The 12,887-nt window shown below is 49.0% G+C and carries 13 protein-coding genes and 1 tRNA gene; 2 read left to right on the plus strand and 12 right to left on the minus strand.

Annotated elements, in window-relative coordinates; translation table 11 throughout:
• Positions 1-176: 176 nt before the first annotated feature.
• The 7 genes from NQZ67_RS07040 to NQZ67_RS07070 all read right to left on the minus strand — a co-directional run bounded on the left by NQZ67_RS07040 (position 177) and on the right by NQZ67_RS07070 (position 4,798).
• The gene (locus NQZ67_RS07040; RefSeq protein WP_257444112.1) at positions 177-497 is read right to left on the minus strand and encodes a hypothetical protein; all 321 of its coding nucleotides are present in this window, start codon (positions 495-497) and stop codon (positions 177-179) included.
• Positions 498-597: 100 nt separating this feature from the next.
• The gene (locus NQZ67_RS07045; RefSeq protein ID WP_257444113.1) at positions 598-990 is read right to left on the minus strand and encodes a hypothetical protein; all 393 of its coding nucleotides are present in this window, start codon (positions 988-990) and stop codon (positions 598-600) included.
• Positions 991-1,318: 328 nt separating this feature from the next.
• Entirely contained in the window at positions 1,319-1,492 is a 174-nt protein-coding gene (locus NQZ67_RS07050; protein ID WP_257444114.1) for a hypothetical protein, read from the minus strand.
• A 260-nt stretch (positions 1,493-1,752) separates the two neighbouring features.
• Positions 1,753-2,115 (minus strand): PIM7 family immunity protein, encoded by a 363-nt coding sequence (locus tag NQZ67_RS07055; protein ID WP_257444115.1) that lies wholly within the window; start codon positions 2,113-2,115, stop codon positions 1,753-1,755.
• 165 nt (positions 2,116-2,280) lie between these two features.
• On the minus strand, positions 2,281-2,751 hold the full coding sequence (locus NQZ67_RS07060; RefSeq protein WP_257444116.1) for a hypothetical protein: 471 nt from the start codon (positions 2,749-2,751) through the stop codon (positions 2,281-2,283).
• An 854-nt stretch (positions 2,752-3,605) separates the two neighbouring features.
• On the minus strand, positions 3,606-3,956 hold the full coding sequence (locus tag NQZ67_RS07065) for a hypothetical protein (RefSeq protein ID WP_257444117.1): 351 nt from the start codon (positions 3,954-3,956) through the stop codon (positions 3,606-3,608).
• A 769-nt stretch (positions 3,957-4,725) separates the two neighbouring features.
• Positions 4,726-4,798 (minus strand) — tRNA-Val (locus NQZ67_RS07070).
• 166 nt (positions 4,799-4,964) lie between these two features.
• On the opposite strand from NQZ67_RS07070, the gene NQZ67_RS07075 reads away from it, so the two are divergent.
• Positions 4,965-5,921, plus strand: coding sequence for an S-layer homology domain-containing protein (locus NQZ67_RS07075; RefSeq protein ID WP_257444119.1), 957 nt, complete (start codon positions 4,965-4,967; stop codon positions 5,919-5,921).
• A gap of 70 nt (positions 5,922-5,991) precedes the next feature.
• Here NQZ67_RS07075 and ung read toward each other — a convergent pair whose 3' ends face one another.
• Positions 5,992-6,669 carry a uracil-DNA glycosylase gene (ung, locus tag NQZ67_RS07080; RefSeq protein ID WP_257444120.1) on the minus strand — a complete coding sequence of 226 codons (678 nt, stop codon included), beginning with the start codon at positions 6,667-6,669 and terminating at the stop codon, positions 5,992-5,994.
• A 145-nt stretch (positions 6,670-6,814) separates the two neighbouring features.
• On the opposite strand from ung, the gene NQZ67_RS07085 reads away from it, so the two are divergent.
• The gene (locus tag NQZ67_RS07085; protein WP_257444122.1) at positions 6,815-7,303 is read left to right on the plus strand and encodes a CBO0543 family protein; all 489 of its coding nucleotides are present in this window, start codon (positions 6,815-6,817) and stop codon (positions 7,301-7,303) included.
• 48 nt (positions 7,304-7,351) lie between these two features.
• On the opposite strand, the gene NQZ67_RS07090 is transcribed toward NQZ67_RS07085, so the two are convergent.
• Genes NQZ67_RS07090 through NQZ67_RS07105 form a run of 4 tightly spaced genes read right to left on the minus strand, consistent with a single transcriptional unit; the run spans position 7,352 to position 12,882 of the window.
• Positions 7,352-8,341: a glycoside hydrolase family 113 gene (locus tag NQZ67_RS07090; RefSeq protein WP_257444124.1), complete on the minus strand. Its 990-nt coding sequence runs from the start codon at positions 8,339-8,341 to the stop codon at positions 7,352-7,354.
• Between the two features lie 36 nt (positions 8,342-8,377).
• Complete coding sequence (locus NQZ67_RS07095) at positions 8,378-9,382, minus strand: carbohydrate ABC transporter permease (protein WP_257444126.1); 1,005 nt, start codon at positions 9,380-9,382, stop codon at positions 8,378-8,380.
• 27 nt (positions 9,383-9,409) lie between these two features.
• Positions 9,410-10,288, minus strand: a complete 879-nt coding sequence (locus tag NQZ67_RS07100) for a carbohydrate ABC transporter permease (RefSeq protein WP_306812763.1) — start codon at positions 10,286-10,288, stop codon at positions 9,410-9,412.
• A gap of 20 nt (positions 10,289-10,308) precedes the next feature.
• Positions 10,309-12,882: a DUF5696 domain-containing protein gene (locus tag NQZ67_RS07105; RefSeq protein ID WP_257444137.1), complete on the minus strand. Its 2,574-nt coding sequence runs from the start codon at positions 12,880-12,882 to the stop codon at positions 10,309-10,311.
• Positions 12,883-12,887: the final 5 nt, after the last annotated feature.

The following is a 12,887-nucleotide window of genomic DNA, read 5'->3' on the forward strand; positions in this document are numbered from 1 at the left end:
ACTCTTATATATTGCAAAACAGCAGCCTATTACTGCCTGCTAACGATTACTTATGCCTAAATCATACAATACCACATACTGGAACTAAACTATCCTGCCCTTTAGCTTAATGGAAAAAAGCAGCTACCGCGATGGCAAACTGCTCCTGGTGCTCTGAACTAACGTTCCCAGATAGCTTAATCCTGTTTTCTCAATAAATCATTGAAGATTTGCGTTACTTCTGCATATCCGACAATTCTTGATGCCTCTTGAATTCTAATTACTTTACCAATCCATAGCGTTCGTGGATATGCCTCTGGGGATATAAAAGTAATTGTCCCCATCACTGTCTCACCAGGCATTAGAACCACATCATCGTAATAATGGTGTTCCCCTGTCGTTAGGTAATCATCTCTAATCAGATGTGCCGGACGGTATCCTGAGGAAACTGGCTTATGTTTCCTTAGATCTTTTTCATTCCCTTTTAATAAAGTTATTTTTGCTTCAATATCATACATTCTGCTTGCTACTTCGAAATCTTTGGTTTAAATACTTTTTCATACTAACGTTTCCAGTTAGTTGAACCAAAGATAGACAAGTAATTGGAAACCGGTAGACCTATTTTTTTGATTTCTCAATCGCAATTTTCATTGAATTTGCTAAATCACCTGGTTTAACACTTTTGCCTAGCACGATTTCCTCTTCTTTCTGAAAGTGAAAACCTTTATTAGGGACCTTTCTAGCCGGTTTAATTACATAACCAATCTCATCATTCCAGAAGCAACTAAAATAGATTAATCCTCTAATGGCATTAGACCATCCTTTAATATTGAAATACAGCTCAATAGGCGTAGTATTTATTAATTCATCTGGATTTTTGGTGAAACATTGATCCAATGTCAACAATAGCTTTTCCTCCACATTCTCATCTGAAAACGGTGATTCCAGCTCGTTGACAATATTAATATCTACATCAGATTTCAATTTTTTAGAGTATCCAATTGGAATCATGTACATGTCGCCTCTGTTGTTAACATAGATACCTGCCTTCTTATACCTCGGTTGTTTATTGAAGAAATTTATGAATTTCATCAAATCTTGTTTCCTTTCTATCCGATCTTCCATTTTCTTGATTTATATACTTCAATCACATGATCACGTTTTCCTGCCCAATAGCGTAAAGAGGCTGCCGGAAAAATCGGCAGCCTCTTCTTAGTTGTATTATTGAACAATCGTTCCCAGATAGCGCAATGGAGTTGCTTGTATAATGATTCGTACCTACATGAAATAAGTTCTGTTATATTTTATTGTTTCTTTTTGATTGAATCTACTTTGCTTGCTATTGCAAACAAAACAAAATAATCGAAAACACAATAAAGCCAAACATTATTGCACCCCAACCTGTATTTATAGCTGTATTCTGATTCCCCATTGCTATTTTCTTTGCGAGTCCAACACAGTTAACAAAAAAGATAATGGCGACAATAGGTGTTAAAAAGATAAGTAATAGCATAAAAACACCCCCTTAGATTTAATAGACGGCTCTTATATTCTATGTTCCCCGATAGCTCAATGAATGTCGCTTTGAGGAATAATTATAGACTGTGGTCATCTCGATTGTTTAATAAGGTATCAATCTTCCTATAATCTCAACGTTCATAAAAAGCAGTTGGTTGCGCCATCCTGCCCGATCAACGACAGAGGGAGCAGCTGCGCGGCGGCAAACTGCTCCCGATTGGCTCTGAACTAACGTTCCCCGATAGTTCAACGAAATCAGCTTATAATTTCAATTCTCAAGCAGGTAATTGTGCTGTCCATCATTGGGATTTTCATAAGACATTTGTAAAGTTGAACTCCATTGATTTCAACGTCTTGAATTAATATATCATGAATAAAGAAGTCAGAATCACCGGGTTTACTCGGGATAGTTCCTGTTATACCTTCCAGCCAAGAGTTGAAATTCGCTGAAAAACAGTCTTTGAAAAAAACGGTTGTATCATTGTCATCACTAGTCGGGTCACCATACATCATACGTACAACATGTGATTCATGGTCATATGATAGCTTTTTTAACTTCGCATCAATATAACCAGTATCAAGTAGCCGGTGCATAATTGTACTGCTGCTTGCTCTCATAACCCGATCCTCCTCCGAATTTCGCACTAAACCATTATAACAAACGGTTGATGAATCCTGCCCAATAGCTTAACGAGGCTGCCGACTTTTTTTCGGCAGCCTCGTCGTGATTGTGTAATAGAACTAACGTTCTCCATTAGCAGAGTGGTCTGTCGTTAAATTCACTCAAGTTTTGTCCAGACATGCCCCACTCACTTGATGTTTCCATTGGTTCTCAAGCCAGTCGTATAATTCTGGTGCTTTGGCTCGCATCGTTTCACTACCATTTCTAATGACAATTTCTCCTTCAATAGGCGTTGCCGATGAGTAGCTATACCCATTAGGCAATTTTCCATGTTCCCAACTGTATGCCCTTGCAATAGTAAATAGCTTTCCATCATTCATTCGAATATCCATTAGTACCGTATACTTTCCAAATTCGGATGTTCCTTCGGTTGGAATAGAAGTGTTAATCCAACCCACAACTTCTTTGATTACAGATTTCCCTGAAGCATTCACGTAGTCAAACGAATGACATTCACCCCGCGGAGTATTACTAAAAACTTGCATGTTTACTACATCTTCCTCAATAAGTACAGGTCTCATTGATGTGTAAGAGGCAAGCAGGAATATAAGGGAAAACAAAAGTATCCTCATGATTTAGCCCCAATTCAGTTTTTGGTTATTTTGTCCAAAAAAACAAAGGCAAATTCATGCATTCCAAGGGAATCTTCATTACGTTATCCTGCCCTTTAGCGTAATAAAAATGGAGCAGCTGCTGCAATGGCAAACTGCTCCTGGCTGGCTTCAAACTTATGTCTCCCCATGGTTATGGCAGATGAATTAGAGTATGGTTTTGAATAAGTCATAGATAAGAAATACCAAAAAAGTTGAGACACTTATTATTATAGACCATCGAATTATTTGTCTTAGAGACTTTGGAGTTTGATTGAGTTGTTTTGGATATTGAAATCCATTTACAGCATCATAATGCTTTATTACATCATTAAAACCTTGTCTGTCTGAGTCATTAACAGTTCGGTCATCTGATTGAGTTATATGAATAGTTTTATCATCAAAAGGATTGTACTTATTATCCATATCACACCTCCAGAAGTTACTTGTAAGATGAGCGTTTGAACCGCTATAACACTCGTGAAGCCCACTTATTTAGTTATTTTAATTCCTAGATGCCTCCATATAGTCAACGTTCATAATCGGTAGTTAGTTGCGCTATCCTGCCCGTAAGCTGAACAGTCTGACGAATTATCGGCAGACTGTTGTTGAGGAATTATAATGCTAAGATTTTCGCTTCCTTCTCGTCCACCTTCATCTTGCAATTAGGACACCATGCCCAAACTTTATTGCGTTTCATGCCGAACTTGGTTGCTTCATCCGACAGTTCCTCATGTCTGTCGGAGCAAACCTTTTCGTATGAGTTAGTTATCCTCACCAAAATAAAAAAGCCGAGCTATGCGCCCGACCTTTTGACCACTATCCCGACTCGCAAATTAAGGGAGTTGTAAGGAGCGAGAAACTACCTTTCCTTCTTTATCAAGTCCAGTACGAAGTTCAACTGGAACGGTCTTTCCCACCTCAACGGAGTCATAGAAGTCATCATTTCTAAATTCAAATTCCTTTTCAATTCCGTCGTATTCCACGGTAACTTCCCACTCTTCGGGAATTATTTCTGTCTTTGTTTTTGTCTTACCTTCCGAATCCTTGTATGTCTTCGTTTTCTTTTCCGCCTTGTCGTATTCTTTGTCCACGACAACCGCCTCTACCGTTGTGGTCTCGTAACGTTCTGCACATCCTGTTAGCGTGACCAAAAGAACCGCAAGTACCATCAATTTACTTCTCACAGCAAATCCCCCCATAACAAATTAATTTCAATCGAAAAAATGCATGATTAAAGCGATTATTAAATTTTTGGTTTTATTCATGATAAGATTCGACATTATTTTCGATATCCCTTCCAACAATCTCCAGACTATTAAGAATCCTTTTCATAATACACTGGAACACCTCACGTTCTTCCGGATCCACTCGAGCTGATGTGCAATCGATGCTCTCATAGAGCAATTCCTGCCTCTGCCCTTCATGGGCGGCATACATATGTCACGCTTTTTTATTCGCAAACTGAACGCTTCTGTTTTTTCGTTAACGAGAGTGAATATATGGAGTCCGATTTTCGAAATGTTGTTTTCCGTTTTTCAGGTCTATTTTCCCACGAAAAAGGACGCCTTTCGGCGTCCCATTTTCCCGGTTTATCAATTATTCGCTACGCTCCATCCGCGGCTTCACAATGAACTTAATAGGATCGCCGGAAGCAATCCAGCCAGCGCCCCGTCTTTCTGTTCAAACGCTGTCACCTGACACGATTACGTGGCTTCACCGTAAGATCAGCCAAGAGTACATTGCCCCGTCGCAGCATTGACCACGTTGAGCGTCTTATTAAACTGCGATTGGTCGCCTCGGAAGAACTTTGCGCTGATAACCGTTGCCACCTCCAAGTTTACCAATCTAATTCGTATTAAATTCGTATCAAGGCACCAAATCACTTCGAAATCACAACGATAAAATTCCGTAGAAATGACAAAAACCCTTGGTTTCCCAAGGGTTTTCTTCGTATGATCTGTAGTGGGCTCGAACCACTGACCCCCACCCTGTCAAGATGGTGCTCTCCCAGCTGAGCTAACAGATCGTATCGGCGACAATTAATAATATATCAGAAAGTAATAAGCTCGTCAACACTAGGCAATAAAATATTTTAAGCAGAATTATTTTTATGTGGAAAAACGTTGCAACTTATTTTTTCGAGCCTTCGTCTGTGAAGGTGCAGCTGCAAAAAATTCGATTGAGGTGAACATATGAAGAAAAAATCGTGGTTAATGATCGCCCTTACGTTCGTCCTTCTCTTCACGCTTGGGCAGTCCGTCATGGCCTTCTCCGATGTGGATAAAGGCTCGGACAAGGAGAAAATTGAAGTATTAAAGGAAAAAGGCATTGTGAACGGCATATCCAAGGATCATTTTAATCCCAAAGGCACGCTTACTTACGCGGCAGGCATCTCCATGATCGTTAAAGGTCTGGATTTGAATATCGACCATGTTCGTTTCATTAGAATGCCGCTGGCAAGCGACAACCACCCGAATCTAAAGGATGACGCTTGGTACTCCCAGGCTTTCGTCATCGCGGACTTCTACGGCCTCGATATTCCGAAAGACGTGAAGCCGAACGATAAAATGACGAAAGAGCAATTCGCCCACCATCTGTTCAAGGCGATGATGACCAAAGGCGAATACGCGTTCATCGAGCTGTTCGTTGTCATCAACGACGAAGCAGACGTGAACCCTGCCTATATGGACAGCGTGCAGAAGCTTCTGATTACGAAAATCGCTTCGCTCGACAAGAAAAACAACTTCTACCCGACGCAGTCGATCACGCGCGGCGAAGCGGCAGTCTGGCTGCATGATGGCATGAAGTTCGTAGAAGAAACGCCGACCGTCGAGCCTCAGCCGGAGCTGCCGGTTTTCGAACAAACGCTGTCGGTCGAAGCGGTTAACTCTGACGTAAACAAAGTAACGATCACCGCTCAAATGCCGCATCCGGGTTATGGCCTGCGCATTGCCTCCATCTCGTTCGAAGGTGACAAAGCCGTCATTTACACGGAAGCCGTCGAGCCGGATCCGGACAAAATGTATCCGCAAGTCATTACGGAAGTGAAAGTATCCACTTACGTAGACGCGAAGTTCAAGCCGGTTCTGCCTGAGACGGGCGGCGGCTCCGACGCCTCCGTTGGCATCGAAGAAGCCATCGCAGGATAATAATCCAACGAAAAAAGCTTCCCTTCTCCGAGCACGGCTCGGAGGGGAAGCTTTTTTTTCGCGCGGCGCCTTAGTCAGGCAGCCTCCAGTCGATGGGCTCCAGCCCGTTGGCGGTCAGGAAATCATTCGCCTTCGAGAAAGGCTTGCTGCCGAAAAAGCCTTTGCGGGCCGCAAGCGGACTTGGATGCGCCGTCGAAACGACCAAATGTTTATTGCCATCGATTCCTTTGGCCTTCTCTTGGGCGTGCTTGCCCCACAAGAGAAATATGAGCGGCATCTCCCGTTCGTTCAGAAGCGAAATGATTCGATCCGTAAATAGCTCCCAGCCAAATCCCTGATGGGAGCCCGGCTTTCCCTCTTCCACGGTCAAAACCGTGTTCAGAAGCAATACGCCTTGATTCGCCCAATGATCCAGGCAGCCGTGGCCGGCTTGCGGGACGCCAAGATCCTCTTCAAGCTCCTTGTACATATTTCGAAGCGATGGCGGGATCTTCACGCCTCTCCGCACGGAGAAGCTGAGCCCGTGTGCTTGTCCCGCTCCATGATACGGATCCTGTCCAAGAATGACGACCTTCGCCTCCGCCAATGAAGTCGATCTCAGCGCGTGGAACAAATCTTCTTGCGGCGGATAAACCTCTGACGTGCCGTATCTCAACTCGAGATGCTGAAGCAGCTCCGCCATATACGGCTGCTCCCATTCTTTTACCAACTGGTCTCCCCAATCGTTCTCAGGCAACCTGATGTTCATGCTTATTTCCCCCGTACTTTCAACATTCCGTACATCTTCTCTCTACAATAACACATGAGACGCCGTTTCGGCGTTTAAATCCGAACACAATTGGCAAAATAGGATGTAGGAAAATCCAAGAAGCTGATGAGGAGGAAGCAAATTCATGACGCTCGATCGGATCGTCCTTCTGTCGGCTTGGCTTTTAACGATCATTCTTATTGTTTGCTTCATCCCCCGCTCGAAAATACGCGAGGCTCAAATCGTGTTCATGTTTAAGCAAGTGTTGACCTGGCCGCTTGGCGTGCTCATCGTGCAGTTCGGTCTCATCGAGTATCCCGTTCGGGAATTTCCGCAAGCCTTCCATTCGAGCTTCTCGTTTGACTATTTTATTTATCCGGCGACCTGCGTTTTGTTCGTTTTGCGTTTTCCCGAAGGGGAAAATTTGCTTAAACGGGTGGGCTGGTACCTGCTGTTCCCGAGCTGGATGACGGTTATCGAAGTTCTGATCGAAAAATACACGAAGCTTATCCTTTACGTAACTTGGCATTGGTACTGGACTTGGTTTGGTTTAATGATCACGTTTTTTCTTTCGCGCCAGTACTACCTATGGTTTATTAAACGCAGCAAAGTTACGATAGGCAGCGAATCTTGACAGCGGCAAAGCAACAGGGCCCGCGCTCCAGCAGCGCGGGCCCTTCCTTTATTGAAGCTGCAGATTAAGCTCTCTCCCGTAAAACTCCTTGAGCACCTGTCCGGCTTGTTTCCCGTAAATGTCGAAGCCTTTGTTGCAATGAGCATCCTCGATCGGATACAGCTTCACGCTCCAATCCCACCAGAAGTACCCGGCAAACCAAGGTTCGTCCCAGAACGACTGCAGGGCGGAGCGATAGAAATTGGCCTGGTCCTCTTCGTGATAGGGAAGCTCTTGATGAAGGAAGTCCCAGGGCATCGTCGCGCAGCCCAGCGCGCTCCGGCAGCCGATCTCCATAAAGACGATAGGCTTGCGGAACTTAGCGGACAAAGCCGCCAGCTTCGGCTTCTGCGCCTCCCAGCCCTCCAGCATGGAAGCCAGGCTGTCGTTCGCCTTCTTGGCCACCGGATAATAAGCGCTCGTACCGATGAAGTCGACGGCGTCGAACCAGTCGACGCCTTCCTCCTTGCCGTGATTGGCGTTATACGTAATCGGGCCGCCGTACAGCGAACGGACTCTCGCGATGACCTCGCGCCAACGCTCGGACTGCGCTTCCGTCTTCACCATCTCGCAGCCAATGCACAGCATATCGCAGCCCAGCTCCTCCGCCAGCTCGGCGTAATGGCACATGAAATCGCCGTAGGACTTGAACCAGGCATCCCAATACGGCTTGCTTCCCGCTTCGTCGGGAAAGCCGATATGCGCCCGCCAGATGCCGTCGCGCGAGTTGACGACGGGCTTCAGGCACACCTTAAGCCCCAGTTCCTTTGCTTGCATGACCGCGAACTCGATGTCCCGGTCGGTCATCGTATACCCGTAATCGAACGGGATGCTCGTCGAGAAGATATGCTCCTGATACGTCCAGAAGGAAAGCGCGATCCATTCGCTGCCCGTCTCTTTCAGCTTGCGCAAGGAATCGATGGCGTAAGGCTGCCTGTATTCGCCGCGCTTCGATCCCCAGCCGTACGTCATTCCTTTGAAGAAGGGCCTCGTCGTCATTGAATTTCCTCCCCGTGTCTATTCGTCCAAATTGATTTATCCCACTACTCCCGTTCGCTCGACGCTCTCTACGAAATAACGCTGCACGAACAAATACATCAATATGAGCGGCGCGATGGCAAGCAGAATGCCCGTATCGACGATCAACGCCACATGATTCGGATCGGCCCGCATTTCCGCGTTCGAGCCTAGCCCGAGAAGCGCGGGCAGAAACTGGTTGACGTCTGCCGGAAGGGAAGCGATCCGCACCGACATCAGCGAGTTATCGCTCATGAACAACGACGTATAGAACGTATCGTTGTACTGCCATACGAAGGCGAACAGCATAACGGTCACGATCGCCGGAATCGCGTTCGGTAGCATGATGCGGAAGAACGTTTTGTAGGCCCCCGCTCCGTCGATCAGCGAGGCTTCTTCGATCTCCTTCGGGAGACCTCGGAAAAACTGGCTGAAAATATAAATATACAGACCCGACTTTAATCCATTGGCAGTTGCCGACGTGATGATCGACGGCCAGTACGTATTCAGCAAATTAACGCCTTCCTTGCCGGAGAACAACGTAACCAATCCCATCACATCGAAGCTGCGGAAATGCAAATACATCGGCACCATAAGCGTGTTCATCGGAATCAGAATCGTCAAAATGACGAACGTGAACAGAACCTTGCTTCCGGGGAACGAGAACCGGGCGAACCCGTACCCGGCCAGCGCGCAGGAAGCGGCTTGCAGCAGCGTCATCACCGTCACGAAAGTGAGCGTGTTGCCGAGCATCGGCCAATAATCAAGGACGTTCATCGCATGCCTGATGTTATCCAGCGTGTAATGGATCGGAACCATGTATATCGTTGGATTATAGATGTCGACGGGATCCTTGAAGGCCATCGATATCCGTTTGAAGAGCGGATACAGAATGACGAAAGAGATGCCGGTCACAAGCACGTAGAGCGCGAGCTTCCACAGCTTCTCGACTGTTCTGTTCCGGAATTTGTTCAGCCGGTAGACGATCATTTCGTTCTGCTTGAGGCTCTTGGACGCGTCCATGGCTTCCTCCTCCCTTCCTTTTCGTCGTTACTCGTAGTAGAACACTTTCCTCGAGACGAGAAAGCCGATCACCAGCAGAATCAAGCTGACCACGATCGTATAAAGCCAGGACATCGCGGCGCTTAATCCGAAGTTCTGCGACTGAAACGCCGTCTCGTATATCGTTTGCGTCACCGTGCTGTTCGAGAACGAATCGATGATCGTATAGATGATGTTCGTCAGGATCAGCGGGCTTACCATCGGAAACGTAATTTTCCAGAACGATTCGTAAGCCGTCGCGCCCTCCATCTTCGCGACCTCGTACATCGCGGGCGGAACCGACTGCAGCGCAGCGAGGAAAATAAGAATTTGCACGCCCGAGCTGCGAATGATTTCGTAGATGCGCGTCGTACAGTTCACGATATAATCGATGAACCATTCCGGAAGACCCGCGCTGTCCAGCAGCAGGATCAGCGACAAGGTATCGAAGCCTCCCTGGGCTTCGCCCAGCTCCTGCGCGACCTGCGAGCTTCCCGTCATGCTGATCAGGCCGGCCGTCTCCGCGGCGGAAATGGCGCCCGACGCCAGAATGACGGGGAGGAAGAACACCGCTCTCGCCAGCCCTCTTCCTCTAAACCTCTGATTAAGAAGCACGGCGGAGAATAGGCTGAAGAACAGGATCATCGGCACGTTCAGCACCATTTCCGCTACCGATTCGGTTAAGATCCGATTGAAATTCGCGTCCACGAACAACGCTTCCTTGAAATTCTCAAGCCCCGAGTAGACGAGCTCGTAGCCGCCCGGCGCGACGTTCAGCTCATGGAAGCTGAACTGCACCGATTGGAGAAGCGGCGTCACGAACAGGAACACGAAGCCGATCAGCCAAGGCAATATAAACGTAAGCCCGACGAGCGCCCTTTTCTGCATGAGAGACAGTTTTTTCAAGCTCACCCGCCGTCACCGCCCTTCGCGAAGTTCATCGCTTCAATTCGTACGCCGTCAATCGTAACCGGCTGGCTGGAATAGTTGACGAAGATCGAATCGCCGTTCTCGTACCGCATCTCGACGACGTCCTCCCCATGCCGAATGTGACGATCCATCTTCACATGCCGGAGCGGGGACAGCGCTTCGTTTGCCTTCTCGTACAAGTCGACCGCCAGATCGTACCAGTCTTCGTAGTTCGTTGAATACATTGTATCGTAAGCCGTGAATTTCAGCCTGGAAGATGACTCGGCGGACCACAGGAAATGCGGCGCCGAGCCCAGCTCGACGGCTCTCAGCAGCTGCAGGTTCAAATCTTGTTCGTTGTCCAAATTGAGCGGCGATCCCGCGTAATCCGCGTAACCGTGCAGAACCATTTGGTAGAACGGAACCGATTCGTCCGTAATATTGAACCCGCTGGAGGAGGACGGCACGTTGATGATTCGATCGGCATACGCGAGCGTATAAGCGTTGCCGCCCGACACCATGACGTTCGGGTAACGGCTCTTTATTTCGGCCAGCTGCTCCTCCACTATCGCTTTGGCCGTCTCGCGGAACACCACCCGGTTCACCCGGTAATCGGCATGCAGCTTATCTCCCAGATCCCGCAGCGAAACGCTGTCCAGCTCCGTTTTTCGATAGCCGTCCAGGAACCGATCCACATAATACGGCAGCTTGGCCGGCGACAGCAGATAATAAATGCCGAGATCGGTATCCATCGAATTGAACGCCCGATTATACGGCGTGCGCGTCGCTTCCTCGCGCGTTACGTACCGGGCCGCGTCCGAAGCCGGTGCGAACCTCCCCTGGTCGCGGAACACATGCTGGAACGCGACGTCCGGATAAAGCTTACCTCCCATCGCTTCGAGCTTGCCCGACAGCCCGCGCAGGGCGTCCAAACCGCCCAGCGCGCCCTCCACGTCCACTTTCGCGGGAATATCATGATTCATTCCGTCGTTAAACCAGCCTAAATAACGCATCTGAACCGCCGTTATTCCATCCGCCCCGAGCCGTTCGGCCATGCTGCCCGCTTGCTCGAAGGTCGTCATGGGGACAAGACCTTGATACGGAACGCCTAGGAACGACTTCCGCTTATCGACGGCTCCCAGCACGCTGACGAAGAACGGAATGCTTGCCTGCTCCTCGAGAGGCTTCAGCACGCTCTGCTGCTCCAGGTGAGCCCGATAGCTTCTGGCCATTCCGGAATAATCGGCGTCGTCTCCAGAAAGGAACCGATATCGAACCTGTACATCCCCGGTATACCGTTCTTCCGTCAGCAGCTGGATTTCCTCGACCTGATTGCCCTTGTACAGCTCCAGCTCATCCTCGCCCCGGATGGCGAAAGCGGCGAACACTTGGTTATAAGAATTGTTCCGGCCGCTAATGTCCGCTTGAACCGTTGCGATGCCATCGCCTTGTTCAATCACCGCATACCAAGCTTCGTCTCCCGCCTTCATCCCGAACACCGGCAGCCGAGCGCTCTCGGCCACTTGTCCGCGGCGCCCGCTGTTGTCATTCTCGTCTTCTCCGTAGAGCCGCTGGGCGTACACCTCTTGATTCGTCTTGCCGTTATTGAGATGGATCAGGCTGCCGGTTCCGTCCGGAACGAGAATATAGCCCTCCTCTTTCGTGCCCGCCGCGCCAAAAAATCCGAGCATGTTCAGCATTCGAATGTTGTAACCAGCGCTCTCTTCGATTTCGCCGGTCGGAATTGTCGCGACCAAGGAATCCCCGTCCAATCGAATATGAATCGGCACGGTAAAGCTGGGGCGATCAGCCGCGCCGCCGCTTCCGATACCGTTCTCCTCATTGTCGAACGCCAAATCCTCGGCCGTGTACCCCGCCTGCTGGAACGCTTCGAGCATGCGCTTCAGGACGAGCTCGCGGGAAACGGCCGTATCCAGCCTCTCCAGCACATCAGGATTACCATCCAGCGGATAATACCGGGTGCTGACGTATTTGGCCTGATCTTCGTCGAGCTGTGCCAGCACCTTCTCCTCCATCCGCTGCTTGCTGATCAGCTTCGGCAGAGCGTCGATGCCAAGCGACATATCGCCCATCGTGTAGGTCAGGAGGAAGCCGCCTTCGATGCCCTCCGCCTGGAACTGACCCTTCGAGACGCTGTCGGCATAGCTCGAGACGGTGTTCATCCGGCCTGCTTCGTCCCGGAATGTCAGCGTCAGCTGGGAGGCGAGCACCTCCTTCTCGAACGCCGACGCCACCGCGTCCTCTTCCCGGTCCGCGGGGTTGCTGCGCCAGACTTTGCCGCTGTTCTTGTTCAGCACGGCGAACTCCGCCGTCTCCGGATGGTAATAGAGCGCGAGTTCGTCCGTCTCCGCCGCGAGCCGCATGTCCGGCACCAGCTCGTCGCCCGCCCCAAGCTTGAGGTCGACGCGCTCGATCTTCCCGGCGGAGGCTTCCGCGTAGGCGTCTACGCGAATCGCCGGGACGCCTTTGTTCTGCGAATAGATGAGCAGTCCGGCGACTGACGCCGCCAGAACGCAGGCCAGCGCCACGTAACGTTTCGTCTTGGTCTTCATATGAG

The sequence above is a fragment of the Paenibacillus soyae genome, from assembly GCF_024623455.1.
GTDB classification, from domain to species: Bacteria; Bacillota; Bacilli; order Paenibacillales; family Paenibacillaceae; genus Pristimantibacillus; species Pristimantibacillus soyae.